Genomic DNA, 17937 nt, shown 5'->3' on the forward strand with positions numbered 1-17937 from the left:
CATGACAGCCAAGCCCAACATCCTGGTAATCGGCACCGGCGGCACCATTGCCGGCCAGGGCAAAGCCGCCGTCAACACGTCTGCCTACCTGTGCTCGGTGCTTGGCATCGACGAGGTTCTCGATACCATCCCTCATGCCCTGGCGCTGGCCAATCTGCGCTCGGAGCAGTTGCTGCAAACGGGCTCCGAGAACTTCAATAACGAACATCTGCTCGCAATCGGCAAGCGCGTTGACAATGTGCTTGCCCAGCAGGATGTGGACGGTGTGGTAATCACCCACGGCACCGACACGATCGAAGAAACCGCATATTTTCTGCATCTGACGCTCAAAAGCGTAAAACCGGTCGTCGTAGTCGGATCGATGCGTCCACCGTCGGCGATGAGTTCCGATGCGGCGCTTAATCTTTACGATGCAATCGCGGTCGCGGCGCACCCGTCGTCGCGCGGCATCGGCACGCTGGTCGTCGCCAATAGCGAAATACACACTGCGCGCGATGTCGTGAAGAGCAACAGCTTCAAGCTCGAAGCGTTTCGTTCGCCTTATGGTGCGCTTGGATATGTGATCGAAGGCGTGCCGCACTACTATCGCCGCCCATCGCGCGCGCATACGGTCGACACGCCGTGGTCGCTCGACAGGCTTGCCTGCCTGCCCAAAGTCGACATCGCCTACGGATACGGCGCACTCGAGTCCGATGCGCTCGCGTCAATCGCCGCGAACGCGCGCGGGCTGATCTTTGTAGGCACCGGCAACGGCAACGTCGCCAGCCATCTGCTCACGACACTTCGGGCAGCAGCACGGCGCGGCGTGCACGTGGTTCGGGCATCGCGCACCGGCAACGGCATCGTGCTGCGCAACGGCGCGCAACCCGACGACGAGTATGGCTGGCTGACCGTCGACGACCAGGTTCCGCAGAAAGCCCGACTGCTTCTCACGTTGGCACTCACGCAAGGCTGCGACACGAAGACGTTGCAGGCCGCGTTCGAGCGCTATTGAAACCGCCGTTCCTGACGACCAACTCTCATCTGAGCCGACACAACATCATGCATTTCATTACCGACGACCATGTGCGCCGTCTGATCACCATGCGCGACGCAATTGCCGAACTACGCCTTGCGCTGATCGAACACGGCGCGGGCCGTGCATCGGTTCAGCCGCGCGTCAGAACGAAAGGGCGAGCATGTATCGATCAGTGCGATGGGTGCAATCCTGCCGAGCGCGGGTGTGTGCGGCGCGAAGATCTATTCGACGCATCGCGGCCGGTTCGATTTCGTCGTTCCGCTCTTCTCGAGCGAAGACGGACAATTGACGTCGATCGTCCACGGCGATGTCTGCTGATGGCCGCGCCGGGTGTTGTCGACTGGGACCGCGTCGTCGAACTCGGCGTGGTACTCACGAATCCCCAGATTGCGGATCGCGCACGAGGCGACGTGACAATTTTTAAGTCGCTCGGCTTCGGTCTTGCGGACGTTGCGCTAGCCGGCCTGATCACACGCCGTATGACCCGCGAAGAGTAGTGGCACGCCTTCCAGATCATGTATTAACTCGACAACCCAGTACCGTACGAGCCATCTGCCGCCACAGCCTGTCCCTGCTGATCGAGGATTGTTCAATCAGTGCCGTATTGAGGTGACCGTGGCCCGTAAAGCAGCCCGTTCGGCGGCCCGGCATGCAGAAGCCGATAGCTCGTCACTCCGGCAATATCGTGCCCCCTGTCCGTCAGCGAATTCGCAACCTGCTTGATCGCCGCCATGACCAGCATGCCGATCAGGCCACCGCCAGCATTGTTGTTGCCCTCATTGCTGTTGGCGCTCGCACTGCCCTGCCATAGCACGTCACCGGTCTTGAGATCGACCAGCCTGGCGGACGCCGTTACTACTGTTGCACTGTCGACGATGTGGTACACGGAGCCGTACTGTGTGATCTTCGAATACAGGGCCGTGTCGGCACCGAAGATTTCGCGCAGCTTCGCGGGTGAGGTCGCCTCGATCTCGGCCGCCATCGTCAGGCCGTTCTGTTTGAACGTTTCGTCCATCACCGCCACCGGTACCACGTAGTAGCCGGATTCGGCGAGCGGCATTGTCATCTGCGAGAGCATGCTGTTGGTCGCCTGAACGTCCGCCGTTTCATTGGTCGGCGGCAGCACCAGGATCGAGCGCGGCCGGCTGTTCTTGAATGCCGTGTAGTCGGCGTGCTTCACAGGTTGCGCGCACGCGGACAGCAGTGCAACAGTCGATAGCGCAAACCAGAGTTTGAAGGAAAGGATCTTGGACATGGCGGCTCGCTCAGGGCTGTTTCGGTTTCTTCATCAGGAAGTCCATGTAGGTCGAGGACTCCGGAAACAGCTGCTTCTCGGACTCGAACTCCTGCATGGCCTGGGTGTCGTTCCCGACACTCGCGTACAGCATGCCCAGTTGCGCATGAAATCCCGGCGGCGGCGTGTGCCCCTTGCCGCTGATGTCCTGGAGGGCTTTTTCCAGCGCGTCGATCTGCTCCTGCGGAGCCTTTTCTCCCTTGAGATAGTCGTACACGGCCGGCTGGTAGCCGGTCCACTGGTAAAGAGGCTGCGGGCGATTCGCCGCGCATCCCGTAAGGAGTATGGCTGTTGCCATTACTGGCAGACAGAGTCCCCGCATCATGCGGCTATGATTCATCGTGAATCGCGTCATTATGTTTATTGCAGCTACGGTTGAAAGTGGATGGCCGCAATGGCCCGGCGCACTTACTGTGCGGCCTTGAGCGTGCCTGCATCGACCTGCTCGACCAGGTGATTGACGGCCTCCTGAATCGCCAGATCGAGCACCTTGCCGTTCAGCGTCGAGTCGTAACCGGCGGTGCCGCCAAAGCCGATGACTTCACGGTTCGAAAGGCTGAATTCACCTGCCCCCTGGCTCGACGCCACGACTTCCGATGTCGTCGTGTCGACGACATTCAGGCTGACCTTTGCGTAGGCCACCTGACTCTTGCCACGGCCGAGGATGCCAAATAGCTGCCGGTCGCCAACCTCCTTGCGACCGAACTCCGTTACGTCCCCGGTGATGACGAAGCGCGCCCCCTTGATCGATTGTGCTTTTTTGAGGAAGCCTGCTTCCTGGCGGATTTCGTCGAGGTTGTCGCGATCGAGCACATTGAAACGCCCTGTCTGCTGGAGTGCCGTAATCAGGATGGTCTTGGACTGCCCACCCAGGCGGTCAACGCCATCCGAGAAGATGCCGCGCATATAGCTCGACCGGTTGTCGAACTTGCCGACTGAAATGCCGATGGGCTGGCTCACCGTTGGCTTCTGCGCACTGGCGACGGGGGGCACCGGCAGTGAGTGCGACGACTCAGTTGCACAGCCGCTCAGTGCCACGGCAACGGCAACAGCAACGGCTCCAAGCCCATAAGTTTTCGATAACTTCATTTTGTTTTCCTCTTTGTTGAAACGCCGAAAACCCGGATAGCGTCGACGGGGTGAATTTCAGAATTGAGCGGTCAACTGGAAACCGATCGTCACGCGCGCAGTGGGAAGATCTGACGGCTTGTAGATTGGCGTCCCGGCGAACAGGTCATAGGCGAGCGCGCCTGCCTTTGCTGATCCACTACCGCGCACACCGATCACCGTACCTGCCAGCTGTGTCCCGGCGAGATATGCGGCGTTCGGTCCGAATACGTGCCCGTAGTCGATGCCGGCGTAAAGTGACTGTCCCGTCGATCCAACCGGTAGCTGCAACTCGTTGCGCCAGAAGAAACCGCGCTCGGCCGCGAGCATCGTTTCGCCGTCGAAGCCGCGCACCGTGTAGCGGCTGCCGATGGTCAGGTCATCGATATAGTTCAGCGTGTTGTTCGTGAACTGGCCGTGCACGCTCGTCACGTAACGCAATGGCTGGCTTGCGACCTTGAACGGCACCGACAGGTTCGCGTCGAAGATGGCCATGCGGAAGCGGTAAGTCGGGCCATTCTCGTAGAAGTCTGGTGTCGCCCCTAGTCCGCCCACGCCCTGACGGTACGCGAGGCTGCCGTCGAACTGCGACGCGCCGAAGTAGTGGCGATCGGTAAGTCCCGCCTCGATGAACGTGTTGTTGCGCCGCTGCTGCGGGATAGCGGTGTCTTCAATGAAGCTTTCACCGAAGCGCTTCGTCAGGCGGAACTGCGCGCCAAGTACGTTGTTCTGGCTGCGCATCAGCACCCGTTGCAGTTTGAAGTCAACGGTCTGCGCGTTGCCACTCGACACGAACGTCTGATTCGCGCCCGCAATCTGCTGGTAGTACGTGTTCGTGTAGGCCGATAGCGTGCCGGTCCAGTAGCCCCATGGAACCGAATAGAAGCCGTTCCAGCCGTGCGAGCCGAGACCTTTGTCACCGAATTCGAGGTCCTGACTCACACCGACGTTGAAAATGTCGTTCAGGCCAAGCGGGTTGTCGATGCCGAGGCTCAGGTTGCCTTGCAGCTTGCCGGTGGCTCGTGTGCCTGAGTTGTCCACCGAGGCGACCACCGTCCATTGCTTCGCGCGCTTTACCGTGACGACCACATCGCTTTCGCCCGGTATGTCAGTGGGTTCGATTTTCATGTCCGCGTCCTGGCTGCTGACGCGCTTCATCTGTTCCAGTCCCTGTTCGAGGTCGCGCAGGTTCAGCATGTCGCCACCGCGGGCCGGGAAAGCCGTTTTCCACGTGCCGCGCGTGGCGGGGTCGGCGAAGCGGATCGCACGCACGACACCGGGCACCAGTGCAAACTTCAGCGTGCCGGTTGACAGGTCCTGCTCGGGAAGCAATACGCGCGTCGTGATGTAGCCGCGACCGAGAATCGTCTGCTGCAATCCCTTGGTGAGCGTGTCGAGTCCTGCCTTGCCGACGCATTGCCCCCGGTAATGGTCGAGCCATTCGCGGGCGAAGGCGAAGCGGTCGAGCGGTAACGCGGATGCACCCTGTTTGCGAACGGCATCAGGTAACGTGGCAGGTACGTCGAGCAAAAACCATTCGATGCGAAAGCATGGCGTTTCAGCAGGCAGTTCCGGCCAGACGCTGGCCTTCGGCGCGCTCGAGCGTACCGAAGGCGCGTTGACGGTCTTCTCACGCTGCTGCGCGTCGCGTTGCTGCTGGAGCTGCTGGTACTGTTCGGCATTGGCGCGCGCCGCTGCGGCTGTATCTGCCGGAGTCGGCGCCTGCTGCGCGAGTGAAGTCGAACTACCTGGCGCAAAGAGCGCTGCCGCCAACGGAAGGACAGACAGCGCCGCCCTGCTGACCTGCAGAGGTTGTTGTTTTGTCATGCCGGCCTTGTAACTAACCACACACCACCAAGAATCACTACCGCGCCGACCAGCTGAGTCGGCTTTAACACCTGCTCATGCAGCGCCGTGAACGCCAGTGCGACCAGGATCGAGACAGCGACCATCAACGGATAGGCGACGCCCAGACTGGCCTTGCGAAGCGCAAGCGCATAGAGAACAAATCCGACTCCGTAAGAGCCTATTGCGGCCACGCGGAGCAGAAGCGGCACCCATTCACCTACTGACGGTGTCGCCGCCCGAAGTGCGGCGAGCCGCAGCAGAACACTTGCCAGTCCGCTCAACATACCGCTGGCAATCAACGCGATCAACGACATGACTAGCCCGCCACGTTGGAACGCACGCGCGTCTCAACGTGCGCCTGATCGCTTTCTGCGTTCGAGAAGATCTGCCCGAAACGGCTCGCGCCATTCAATGCGAGGAGCACGATCGCGGGGAAAGCAAGGGAAAGGTTGCGGATCTCGTCGGTATAGCCGAAGAGCACGAACAGAACGAGGAGCGGCAGGAACGCGGCAAGGAAGTATCGTCTGTCGCTCACACTGGTCTCCAGCCACGCACGGCGAAAGAACACAATCGTGGGCACAAGGATCAGCGGATTCTGAAGGCTCGGGGTCAGGATGCCCTTGGCAACCAGGTTATAGAAACGAACGTATGAAGCCGGGTTAAGCCAGAACAGCAGGTTTTCCTTCGCGTGAAACTCGATGAAACCGCCGCTGTTCGCTTCGTAGCCGTTCATGAGGAAATCCCGGCTGACGAAACAGCATACCAACTGGAGCGCCAGCCAGCCGAACCGGCTGCGCATCGGGACGTCCCGCTGGTGCAGGAAGAACAACGCAAGTGGCACAAGAAAGAACGTTTCCTTGTTGAACGAGAAAAACGCAATCGCCAGCGTGCAGGGGATCATCCAGCGCTTTAGCATGAAATAGCATGCGCTGAACACGCCCAGTATTTCGATGAAGTCGTAGTAGTACGCGCCCGCCTGGAACGTAAGTGGGTAGATGAAGCTGAAGCCAGCCAGAAACCCGAGTGCCTGCCCGAACGACAGGCCACGCATCCGCGCCAGCTTGTAGATCAGTAATAGCGCAAGCGCCATCGACAGCACCACGAAGAAATAGACGATGTGGTACGTGATGGCGACTATCGGCGTCCAGTACGTGTCCGGGACGCCGCTGAAGTAGCTATGGTGCAGCGAATCATAGCGACTGATGGACTTGAACAGTTTCTGCTGGAGCGCAGGGTTCAATTGCCCGGCCATGTACTTCGCCGCTTTGGCAAACGTGGAGCGGTAGACGTACGGCCGCGGAGCCGTCCCCTCGATCATGCTGACCAGCGTGAGGCTTTGCGCATAGCCGTCCAGCTTGTGATCGTCGCGAAATCCGAACTTCAGCAACACGCTGTTCGTGATGTTTCCTGCGCACACGAGCAGCAGGACGAATACGATCGAGAACCGGCAGAACGCCAGCATCCTGTTTCTGTTTTTCAAATTCATTTTGCAGGGACCTGTCAAAGCTGCACAAAGTGGGCCGTCATCATGGTGGCGACCATGATCAGAATGGTAAGGAGGCTGCCGTGATCTTCGATCAGATGGACTAACGGGTCGTCGTCCATTACGCCCCGCACGGTCTTGATCCACAGGCGCGCGAACAGGGCGATCAGGCCGATTGCGACGAACCACAGCAGTCCGGGTACCGCATACCGGTCGATCGTCTCCGCCGCGTTTATAAAAAGGCCGAAGACAATCACTGCCGCGAAGGACGAGCCGATACCCAGCGGCCACAGCACTTCAAGATCCGCAACACGATAGTCGCGCCCCACCGTGACGGCGTCGGCGCTTATGCGCAGGGACACCAGTTCGGCGCAGCGCTTGACGAGCGCGAGACTCAGGAATGTGAAGAAGGAAAACGCGAGTAGCCAGTGACTCGTGCTGATGTTTACCGCCACCGATCCCGCGAAGATTCGCAGCGTATACAGCAGTGAGAGCGCGATGACGTCGATCATCACGCGCCTTTTTAGAAACAGGCTGTAGGCGGTGGTCAAGATCAGGTAGAACAAGAGCATCACCGCAAACGCTGCCGATGTTGATAACGCCAGCGCGAGCGACGTGACGAGTAGCGCAACCGCACACAGGATGCCGCTCGATATCGATAGTGCCCCGCTCGCGAAGGGCCGCTGCCGCTTGCGGGGATGCCGTCGGTCGCTATCCAGATCCCAGAGATCGTTCGCGATGTAGGTCGCTGATGCGCCCAGCGACATCGAGACAAATGCTAGCGCGAGCATCACCAGTTTGCCTGTATCAAAGAAGGAAAATGCCGTCAGCAAGGGTACAAAAAGCAACAGGTTCTTGAGCCACTGGTGAACGCGCAGCGCCTTCAGCCAGAGCGAAAGGTCGGCTTTGCTGTTTGGGAACTCCCGCTCAACAGGGACATTCGTGCGAACCAGATTGGCAAGACGTGGCGAAACGCCAGCGAGAACGGCCGCCTGGGAACCGAGCCATACTGGCAGGTCAGCACGACTGTCGCCGGCGTAGACGAACCGCTCGCCGACGCATAGGCGCGCTTTCTCAAGCTTCGTCCGTCCTCTCAGGTTGGTGTCGCCCTCCGTGGCCAGCACCGCGTCGAAGAGTTCCAGATGCGCGGACACGCGTTCCGCAATCGAACTGTGCGCGGCAGTGGCGAGAACGATCTTACGGCCACGCTTTTTTTCGGCAATCAGATAGTCGACTAACGCTTTGCGATACGGCAGGTGCTCGGCTGCAATAGTGGAGCGGGCGGCAATCTCTCGCTTGAATGCCAAACGTCCTTTCAACAGCCATATTGGCAAACGGATGAGATTCAATGGATTCTGCTTCACGACCTTGATGACGGACTCAGCCAGCGTGTCGGTCAATGTCAGCGTTCCGTCCAGGTCTACAATCAGCGGAAAATCGGTATTCTTTTGCACAAACAACCCGTCCTATTCTGCAGTGCAGTTGAGCGCATGCCGGACGCGCGTACACCCTGGTCTTGCGTTCCAGTGCACTGCGCGCTACAGGTGCACCTGATGGTTCTGTTCTGCGTTGGCGCGTGCCGCTGCTGCGGCGTCCGCTGGTGTTGGCGTCGGCGTTTGTTGCGCGAAGGCGAGCGATGCCAAGGACGTGAGGGGCAGGGCCACCAGCCTTTTTCTGATTTTCATACTTTCATACATCTATATTGTTTCGACTACTTACGTGTGCGTGAACGTTCGACGCGATCAGCGAACGCCGCCCCCAAGAGACACAGGCCAACCCCCGGTGCGAGAATCGTTAGGTCTGGCTGACGCGTTCCAAATATTCCGAATCCCATTACGACAATCGACATGAGTAGAACCATCGGACGAGCCAGCAGCTTTGCCAACTCATGCGGCATCGAGGGGCGACCAATCAAACATGCACAGATTACAAAGAATAACGACAAGCCAGCTTGGAATTCCGCCTTTGATGCATCCACGGAGTAGACGACGCAAAACGCGATCGCATAGATTACTGCAAGCTCGACCCAATAGACGACTAGGTGAAGGGCGCGTGGTTTCATTGTTTGCGTCCAAAAATGTCATTGATTGACGGAACAACGAACGTTGATGAAGTGGATTTCCCTGCGCCGATACCAGCACCGAAACCGACTCCATGGAACTTTCATTTTGGTTCAAGCGTGAATTCTGCTAGTCACATGGCGGCGAAAAGCTGGCTGACTTTGCGTTTCATTCATTATTCTTGTCGTCCTTCGTCTTGTAACTCGTGCGCGCCTTCTTGTAGCTGTTGTCAAAGGGCTTTAGACCTAACGCTTTCGCGCGTGAGGCGTATCCGCCTACCGCGGCAACTGGCAAGCCTAAGATCACCAATGCAAGGGCTATAACGCGTGGAAGAAAGTCAAGCGCAAGACCACAGGCAAACATTCCGATGCCCAAAACTATGAGGCTAATTCGTCCCCATTCCGCGATGTTTCCGTCGACGATCAATCTAATCTTGCTCACTGAAACTTCCCTTTTAGCTTAGACCACTGCGTATTCACCCAGTCCTGCGCGCTCTGTGCTTGTCCACTATTGCCGGTTATGTTGCCGAACTCGTTAATTACTGGCGCAGCTAACGGGTAACGTCCAGTCATTGCGCCGGTTACTTGGCCAATTGCCGTTGAAACCGCATAGTTCCCGAAGTTCGGGGAGGCCGCCTGCTGAATACCATTAAGCAACCATGAACCGACCGAGGCTCCGACTGCAATGCCTTCGGCCGGAATCGACAGGTAGGGAATCGACGAGCCCGCAGCCGCCAAGGTAGTCGCAATTGCCGACGTGCGGTCAAGTTGAGTTGCACCGAAACCAGCCATGGCGCCGGTCGTATCCCGCATAAATTGCGCATCCGATTGGTCGAACTTTGTAAACGGTCCCGTTATATTGACAGAGCTGCTACCGCTCTGTTGATAGCTGAATTGACTCGGCACGCCACCCGGCGACGCAGAGTTGTAGTTCGCAAGAATGTACGATTGCAATTGCGAATCTGCTTGCGCAGTCTTCTGCGTGAGAACCGGCTGTCCGTCACTCGTTGCGGGAGCCCCAATCCACTGAGCCCCCGAATCAGTGGGGACTTGCCCTACTAACGTGGTAGCTGTGCCCGTTTCGTAGGTACCATTTACCGTCACCCCCATGATACGCATCTGGTCTTCGATCTGCGCTTCGGTGTACTTACCGCCGCTCTTGTCCGCAAGCTGTTTGGCGAGAGTCTTTTCTTCAGGGTGCAGTTGCCGGTTAAAACGATCCACGTTGTACCCCGAGACTGCACCTGCGTTGCCGCCGACCGCCGCGCCTGCGCCCGTGGCAATCGCATTGGCCACGATGTTCCCGAGAGCTTCATTCATTGCCGCATTGCCAGTCGGATTCGAACCGGCAATTGCGTCGCTCAGATTGTTCAGTTGTCCGGCCGCAATCGACGCAATCGCAGCGCCGGCAGCGCCACCGATGGCATTGCCACCTGCCAGGCCGGTCACAAGGGCCGCGCCCGCCGCCTGCATCATCGCGCGATCTGTGCCACCTTCCTTCCACGCGTCCATGCCTGCCTGATCGCCTGCGGCGGCTGCCTCGTCATACTTCGTTTTCGCATAGTCGCCAATCCGCCGGGAAACGGCTTCGCCCGCTGCGCTCGCTGCCGCCATCATGTCGGACTGCCTGTCGAGAAGGTCGTTCATGTCCGGCAATTTCGTCACCGTGCCGTTCGTGTTCGATGTGCCCCGGTTCAGGCTTGCAATGTCCTGGGTCTGCTTCGCCGTATCGGTCGTGATGATCGTTCCCGCGCTGATCGCGCTTTTCGTCGTCGCGCTGTCGCTTCCGCTGTCGTTCTGGCTTAGCATCGGCGCGACGCCGCCCCCGTTGATGCCTGACGTGCTGCCGTGCGTGCTGTAGTTCGCGCCACCATCGCCCGCCGTGATGCCCCCGCCGATTCCGCTGGAATGTGCGTCATAGCTGGATGAATTCTGAACGTCAGAGAACGTCAGCGTACCCGTCGAAAGCGTGTTTTTCGACGGATCGGCCTCGCTGGCGATCAGGCCGCCCTTGAGGTCGGTGTTACCCACGACACTGATGTTGAATCCGCCGTCACCGGCCGAGATTCCAGCCTGTTCATTGACACCCGCATAGCTGCCGCTCGCGTTCGCGTCGGTGTGACTGAAGCTCGCACTGCCGCCGCCCTGGCTGATGCTGAATCCGCCGCCCGTACTTTCCTGATGCGCGGCGCTCGTCATCGTGTCCTGTACGCTTGCGATATTGAGATTACCGCCAACGCTGGCATTCACCTGCTGGCCGCTCACGTTGGACCCGATGATGTTCGTATCGCCGCCCGAAATGATTGTCGCCGTATTAGCGGCCGTCACATGCGTGTTGTTCTGCGTGGCCGCATCGGTATTGCCGTCGCCGTGCGCCCGCGACATGGCGGCATCGACGCCGAAACCGCTGCTGCCATAGGATATGCCGACGCTGCCGCTGCTCGACTGGTTCGTGCTGCGCGTCGAATCGGTGTCGGTCGTATTGACGAGATTCACCTGATTCTGCGCCGCGAGAATCACGTCGCTGGCATTCACGTTCGAACCGGCGATGGTCACGTTGCCGCTGCCGGGCGTGGCGTTACCCGTTGCGACAAACGCCGCTGTTCCGCCAGCCGTCACGTTCGACCCTACGTGTGTCGTGGAGTCCTCCGCGTACGTGCTTTTCGAGCTACTGGACCCGAAACTGAGTTCGACCTTCATCTGAGGCGTGGCGCCCGTAGCAAGATCGTTGGCCAGGCCGCCGGCGGCCATATTCGCGTCCCACGCCGCGCTCGCTGCCGCCATGCCGTGCAATGCCGCCGCCCGATCATCCTTGCTGTTGCTGGCCGCATGTGTCTGGTCAACCGCATTCGATATGGCATCGATTACCGGCGCTTTCACGGCAAGGGTGAACCCGCTCTGTTTGACCGCATGCGATTCGTCATAGTGCGTGGTGTCGGTGGCGGCGTCGATGATGATGTTCGCGCCCGTACCGGTGACGTTCTTCGCAGCAATGAGATCACTGCCTGTCACATGCAGATCGTTGCCCGCGACGATGCTCAGATTGCCCGCGAGCGAGCCAACGGTGCTGCCCGTGTTCGTCACCTGCGACGTATTGGTGGTATCGGTCTGCGTCTTGCTGCCGACCGAGATACCGACGCCGCCGCTCGTACCGAATCCCGACTCATGTTTCTGGTAGTACGTGGACGTAGTCTGCGTATCCTGCGAGGTCGTAATGTTGACGTTGCCAGCCGCTGCGAGATTCACGTCGTTCGTGCCTGCCACCGTCGAGCCTTTCACGGTCAGGTCCTTGCCCGCGCCGATGTTGACGGTATCGCCTGCCACTATACTTGCCACGCCGATATTTGCCTGCGTGCTCTGTGTCGTGTCCGTGGTCGAGCCGTGAAACGCGCTACCGCGCTTCGATTCGGTCGCCACGTAGCTGTCATGTTCCTCGCGGGCTTCGTTCAGCGTGACGTCGCCGCTTGCGGCAATCGTCGCTGCCCCCGTACCCGCCGCGAGTGTCGATCCGGTCAGCGTCACATTGCCCTTGCCCGCGTCGGTGCTGACCGCGCCAAGCGTCGCATTGCCGCCCGCGGTAAAGGTCGTGCCGACCGCCCGCTCGTCGTACGTATCGTCAACCTCCTTGCGGGAGGGACCGTCGGTGGCAACGTTGTTGAAAGTGGCGGTGTCCGTCACCGTGGTAGCCGTCAGGTTGCCGCCCGCGACCACCGCCATGTCGGCGCCCGCCGCAACGGTCGCGCCCCTGAGCGTCGTGTCGTTGCCGCTCTGCATCGCAAGACTGCCGCCTGCCGTGATTGCACCCGTCTCATTGACGGTGCTGCTGGCCTCCCAATGGTGCTGCGGGTTCTGCATCCCGGACTGCGACGTTGTGGTCTGCACCGCGTCAACTGTGATGTCATGTCCTGCCGTGATCTGCGCGTCACCGCCTGCGGTGATATTCGCGCCGTGCATGGTCAGGTCATTGCCCGCTGCAATCACCATGTCGCCGGTCGAGGCAATCGTGCCCTGTGCGCCAAGCAGCGTGGTGTTCATCCTGCTGTCGCTGGTCGCGTTGCTGGCGCCCACCGTGTCGACCAGCGTCGTATTGATGATGTTGTTGCCCGCCAGCACCGCAACGCGGTTGCCGCCGATCATCCCAGACGCATTGACCACATCGTTCGTCGCGGCCACAACCGTGGTGCCGTTCGTTCCGCTGCTGCCGATGGTGCCGCCACGGTTCAGGATATCGGTCGCGGTGATCACCGTCTGCGTGCCGCCCTTGATGACCCCTGAGTTGGTCGCGCTGCCGGTCACATGAATCTCGACGTCATCGGCGGAAATCAGCGCGCCGGTCGGTTGCAGGTCGTTCGCATGGGTCTGCGCGAGATAGACAACGGGCGCGAGGACCTGCTGCGTGCTGCCATCCGGCAGTGTGACGGTCTGGTTGACCAGCCAGACAATATCGCTCGTCAGTGCATCCATCTGCGCGGCCGTCAGTGCGATACCAGGCTCAAGGCCGAACTGTTGCGCAACGTTTACGCCGTTCGTCATCAGCGCCTGATACTCGTCGAGGTTGTTCGTATAGCCCTGGAGGTACACGCGGCCCGTCAGTTGGGTGATCTGCTCGCGTACAAGCTGCTCTTCGTACATGCCGTCGCCCAGGCGCTTCTCCACGGTCTGCGGGTTCAGGCCGAGCTGCTGCAGCATGTAGTCGCTGGAAATGAAGCTGGTGTAGCTGGTCAGGCGAGGGTCGGTCACCACCAGATACGATGCGCCGGGCGCGGTCTGATACGTGTAAAGACCACTCTTTGGCAACGTGACGTTCAGCGCGCCGGTGCTGCTCGCGACCGTCTGTGGGGCCTTGGCCTGCTGGCCCGTCAGCGCCTGATTCGCGCCGAGCGTGCCGCCTGTCGCGCCCGTGGCCGAATTCGCCGCTGCAACATTCGTATTGTTGATGTCGGTGCCGCTGATCTGGACAGCGTTATTCGCGATGATCGTGCCGCCCGTGCCTCCGATCGCCACAGGCGTCAGGACGATTGACGGTTCCGTCACCGTCTGCCGGTCCTGGCTGGTGTCCACGTTCCACGCATAGGTGGAAACGATGTCCTGACGCTGGTACTGGTACAGCGTCTGTCCGGTATTGTTCACCAGCGTGCCGCCGTAATTGCCGCTCCCGTTGGCAATCTCGCCGTCCTGCTGGCTGGCGCCGATCTGGATCGAGCCGCCCGCTGCGATAGCACTATAGCTGTTGTTGAGCGTACCGACGTTCGCCAGCGTCATGTTGCCGCCCGCAAGAAGTTGCGCCTGCTGGCCCTGCGGACCGGTTACCTGGTCCCGCTGCGTGGTGGTCGTCGTGTCTCTCGCGACCTCGACGACCTGATAACCATTATGTCCACCGCTGAACGTCGGGTATTCGGTCGATGGCAGGTAGTTGATGTTCGGGTCGTAGTCGTCCCAGTAGTTGACGGTGACCGAACCGTCAGCGTTCTTCGTCAGCGTGTTGTACCGGATCGTCTGTTGCTGGCCGTTGACGTTGACGACCAGCACGTTGTCGGTCGCATTCGCCCCCGAGGTCTGTGACACGATCTGCGAGGCGCTGAACGTTGCGTCGAGCGGACTCTTGTAGCCATCGCTCCAGGTGGGATCGGAACAGGCCGGAATCGGACCACCGGTCGGACAGATGATGTACTTGTCGCGCTTGGTCTGGTGTTCAGTCTCAACATCGGTTGTCACTGTCTCAACCGTGGGTGCGGGCCGCGAGTTCGTCAGCGTCTGCGTCGCGACTTCGATATTGCCCTGCGCCTCGATGGTGGACTGGTCGTTGGTGACTGAATTACTACGGTTCGCGAGCAGGCCGTTACCGTCGCGCGTCGCATCGGCGGCGATGTTGATATCGCCCAGGCTGAACATGTTTGCGCCGCCCGTGTTCGAGATATCGCCGGGCGAGTGCAGGTTCAGTTGCGAAGCGGCGGCCATGATGGCGGCGGGGCCGGTGTTCGCAATGGACTGGCTGGCGTTCGCCGTGACGGTATTGCCAATGATGGTGGCGGTGTTGGTCAGCGTGGCGTTATGCGTCGTAACGGTGTCGCCCTCGATGCGGCCTTCATTTGTGATCGCGTTCGCCGCGTTGACGGTGGTGCTGGCCGAATTGAGATCCGCGCCCGCCTGGTTGTCCACGTTCGCCGCATTGACTGTCAGCGCGTTGACCGCGCCGAGCGTCCCCTGGTTCGTGAAGCTGCCTGCTGTGGTGAAGCTCAGATCGTGATTCGCCTGGATCAGGTTGGCGGTGTCGAGCGTGTAGTCGCCATTGATGGTTACTGCGCCGTCGCGGCCCGCCACGATGCGGCCGTCACCGGTCAGCTGGTTCGTCGCGACGCTCAGGTCCTGGTCGCTACCGATTGCGCCGCCCTGATTTGCCAGCGTGCCAGCTGTGATGGCAACGCTGCCACCACTACCGTTGTCATTGCCGATCCGTCCCGACGTGTTGTCGAGCGTCGCCACGTTCAGACCGAGCGCACCGTTGGCGTGGATCGAACCATTCTGGTTCACCAGCGTCGCGCCTGCCTGGTCGAGCGTGAGGTTATTCGCACCCGAGAGTGTGCCGCCCGTGTTACTCACCGACTGCGTCGCGTCAAGCGTCAGGTCGTGACCTGACACAATCTGTGCGCCGTCTGTGTTCGACAGCGTCTGCGCGTTCACAGTCACGTCACCGTTGCCGCCGATCGTGCCGGCACCGCTCAAGCCGCCCGTGTTGGCGTTCGTGATGGTTGCCGCGCTGATGGTCGTCGCGCCTGTGCCGACATTGGCGATACGGCCATTCGTGTTGTCCACCGATGCGCCCGACACCTGCAATGTCGTAGCCGGGCCGTCCGATTCGATCTGGCCGCCGGTATTGACGAGCGCGCCGGATGCCGCGGCCGATACACTGCCGTTGCCCTGCATCAGACCTGCTGAATTGTCGAGCGTGCTGCCGGACTGGACAGTTGTCGCGCCGGACGCGGTGAGCGTGCCGCCCGCGTTGTTGACGCTGCCTCCCGCGACGGACACGTCACCGTTGCCGCCGATCAGACCGTTGCCGGTGTTCGTGAGTGCACCGCTGGCGCTCACCGTCGTAGCCCCGGTGCCGCCGTTCGCTATCGTGCCGCCGTCGTTCGCAACGCTCTGCGCTGACACGTCAAGCACGTCGTCGGCCTGCACCGTGCCGCCCTCGTTGTTCATTGTGCCCGTGCCGCTTATCGATACGTCGCGTGCGCCGACATAGCCGCCTGCGCTGTTATCGAGCGAGGCCACCTGAAACGTCGCGGACGATTGCCCCGCCAGCGTCCCGCCCCGGTTCGATACCACGCCCCCGTGGACATCCAGCGAGCCATTCGTGGCGATGGTGCCCGCGTTGTTCGACAGCGAACCGGTGGCAATGGACAGGGTGCCGGTCCCGGAATCCGTAATCCTGCCGCCGTCGTTGATGAGCGCAGCGGGCGTGAGCGTGAGGCTGGAACTGTTTGTCGCCAGCGATCCGTTCGTGTTGTCGAACGTACCGGATACATTGACGGTTGTCGGCCCGGTGCCGGTCTGCGTTAGCGTGCCGCCGTGGTTGGTGAGGTTCGCTGCCGCAAGAGATAGCTGCGTCGCGTTGAGCGTTGCCGCACTGGTGTCAAGCATCTGCGCGGCGGAAACAGTGAGCGCGCCGTTAGCAGCGCTCTGGCTGCCCGCAAGCGTTACGTTGTTGCCCTGAAGCGTGGCATTGCCACCCGCGATGTTCTGGCCGGTTGCGGAAAGGGTATCTGCCGCGCTCAGATTCAGATCGCCGCTCTGGCCAACGCTGCCATCCGCATTGATGCCCGCGCCGAGGGTGCCGGTTGACGTGACGTTCTCCGCACTGATGGTCAGGTTCTGCTGCGCGTAGGTCGAGCCGCCGTTGTCTACATCGCCCGCCGCTGACACCGCAAGATTGCCGCTCGCGGTTGTCTTGCCGGTGAGAACCAGCTTCCCCTGCGTCGTGAGCGTCAGGTCACCCGCCTGAGCGGCGATGACGCCCGCATTCGATACGCCGACACCGTTCTCGGTGCCCACCAGCAGGATACGGTTGGCGTACATGCCGCCAAGCTGGCTCACGTCGATGGACACACCTGGCGCTGCGCCGCGGCCTGCGATGGGCGTCGCGGCCAGCGTGTCGTGACTGACCTGATTTGCGCCGGCGATAACATTCAGGCCGTTGGCACGGATGGCCGCGTTAGCCTCCACCGCGCGGGAGATCAGGTCCACCTGATCAATATTGGTCGCATCCAGGCCCGCGCCCTGGACGGTAATCATGCCGCCAGTTACGTTAAAACCGCTCAGGTTGCCGCCCGCGTCGAGCATCGGCGTACCGGTGGTGAGAATGCCGCGCGTGGTATTGATGAAGCCGCCGCCATCGACCACGATCCCGGAACCGTTTGCCACGACGACTTCGGCCCTGTTGCCCGCCACTTCGAGATAGCCGCGCAACTGGCTGGGCGAATTGCTGTTGACCTGGTTGAGAATGATCCGCGCGGACTGGCCTGGCGAAAGATTCGGGTTACCACTCACCTGTCCTGCGAGTTGCGTGTTCGTGATAACCGGCGAGTTGTTCAGGATCGCGCCGTTTTTCTGCACATCGAACTGCGAATACGTATTAACCGAAACACCCGCATTCGACGCCTTGTTGATATCGACCTGCGGCAGGCCATTGCGCGTCTGGATGACATTCGGCGCGTGCGCGCCCGAGGGCACGATCTGCGCATCCGCGAGAACAGGTGCGAGCCCGCACAGAACCAGCGCGGCGAATGCTGCGTGATGCACGGCGAACAGTGTGATCGGGCGCCGTGAGGCCGATGAATGGGTCTCGCCCTGACTTGCGTTGCCGTGGGCAATGGCGGTTTCCGCAACAGCGACGAGCATACTCCGGCACCGGCTGAAAACCAGCCTGAACATGTTCTTATTCATTCTGCGTAGCGTATTTTTTTAACCTGCCGAAAAATACCGCATACCACCGCTCGGGTAAGTTAAATATTGTCAATGCAGTGCGAAGCAACAACAGAAATCAAAAACAGGAATTGTCTGATGGACGCAAAGCGCCACTATGCGAAGACGAGATATGCAAACGAATAAACGTCTGCTGCTCGCCGTGT

The 17937-nt window shown here is 60.4% G+C and carries 12 protein-coding genes; 2 read left to right on the top strand and 10 right to left on the bottom strand.

Features of this window, described 5'->3' with window-relative positions; genetic code table 11:
• Window position 1: 1 nt before the first annotated feature.
• Window positions 2-994, top strand: coding sequence for an asparaginase (locus tag OKW28_RS11695; protein WP_429445644.1), 993 nt, complete (start codon window positions 2-4; stop codon window positions 992-994).
• Between the two features lie 201 nt (window positions 995-1195).
• Window positions 1196-1336 (top strand): hypothetical protein, encoded by a 141-nt coding sequence (locus OKW28_RS11700; protein ID WP_429445647.1) that lies wholly within the window; start codon window positions 1196-1198, stop codon window positions 1334-1336.
• A gap of 271 nt (window positions 1337-1607) precedes the next feature.
• On the opposite strand, the gene OKW28_RS11705 is transcribed toward OKW28_RS11700, so the two are convergent.
• The 10 genes from OKW28_RS11705 to OKW28_RS11750 all read right to left on the bottom strand — a co-directional run bounded on the left by OKW28_RS11705 (window position 1608) and on the right by OKW28_RS11750 (window position 17752).
• Complete coding sequence (locus tag OKW28_RS11705; RefSeq protein WP_429445293.1) at window positions 1608-2273, bottom strand: DUF799 domain-containing protein; 666 nt, start codon at window positions 2271-2273, stop codon at window positions 1608-1610.
• A 10-nt stretch (window positions 2274-2283) separates the two neighbouring features.
• On the bottom strand, window positions 2284-2667 hold the full coding sequence (locus OKW28_RS11710) for a DUF4810 domain-containing protein (RefSeq protein ID WP_429445649.1): 384 nt from the start codon (window positions 2665-2667) through the stop codon (window positions 2284-2286).
• 53 nt (window positions 2668-2720) lie between these two features.
• Window positions 2721-3401, bottom strand: a complete 681-nt coding sequence (locus tag OKW28_RS11715; protein WP_429445652.1) for a CsgG/HfaB family protein — start codon at window positions 3399-3401, stop codon at window positions 2721-2723.
• 57 nt (window positions 3402-3458) lie between these two features.
• On the bottom strand, window positions 3459-5246 hold the full coding sequence (locus tag OKW28_RS11720) for a ShlB/FhaC/HecB family hemolysin secretion/activation protein (RefSeq protein ID WP_429445654.1): 1788 nt from the start codon (window positions 5244-5246) through the stop codon (window positions 3459-3461).
• Entirely contained in the window at window positions 5243-5581 is a 339-nt protein-coding gene (locus tag OKW28_RS11725; RefSeq protein WP_429445656.1) for a small multidrug resistance protein, read from the bottom strand. The genes OKW28_RS11720 and OKW28_RS11725 overlap by 4 nt, the downstream gene beginning before the upstream one ends.
• A 2-nt stretch (window positions 5582-5583) precedes the next feature.
• Window positions 5584-6753: a hypothetical protein gene (locus OKW28_RS11730; protein ID WP_429445657.1), complete on the bottom strand. Its 1170-nt coding sequence runs from the start codon at window positions 6751-6753 to the stop codon at window positions 5584-5586.
• A 14-nt stretch (window positions 6754-6767) separates the two neighbouring features.
• The gene (locus OKW28_RS11735) at window positions 6768-8204 is read right to left on the bottom strand and encodes a UbiA family prenyltransferase (RefSeq protein ID WP_429445660.1); all 1437 of its coding nucleotides are present in this window, start codon (window positions 8202-8204) and stop codon (window positions 6768-6770) included.
• Between the two features lie 84 nt (window positions 8205-8288).
• Complete coding sequence (locus OKW28_RS11740; protein ID WP_429445661.1) at window positions 8289-8435, bottom strand: hypothetical protein; 147 nt, start codon at window positions 8433-8435, stop codon at window positions 8289-8291.
• A 543-nt stretch (window positions 8436-8978) separates the two neighbouring features.
• The gene (locus tag OKW28_RS11745; RefSeq protein ID WP_429445664.1) at window positions 8979-9251 is read right to left on the bottom strand and encodes a hypothetical protein; all 273 of its coding nucleotides are present in this window, start codon (window positions 9249-9251) and stop codon (window positions 8979-8981) included.
• Window positions 9248-17752, bottom strand: a complete 8505-nt coding sequence (locus OKW28_RS11750) for a hemagglutinin repeat-containing protein (RefSeq protein ID WP_429445665.1) — start codon at window positions 17750-17752, stop codon at window positions 9248-9250. The genes OKW28_RS11745 and OKW28_RS11750 overlap by 4 nt, the downstream gene beginning before the upstream one ends.
• Between the last annotated feature and the right edge of the window lie 185 nt (window positions 17753-17937).

This window comes from Paraburkholderia sp. 40, from assembly GCF_050434105.1.
Taxonomy (GTDB): domain Bacteria; phylum Pseudomonadota; class Gammaproteobacteria; order Burkholderiales; family Burkholderiaceae; genus Paraburkholderia; species Paraburkholderia tuberum.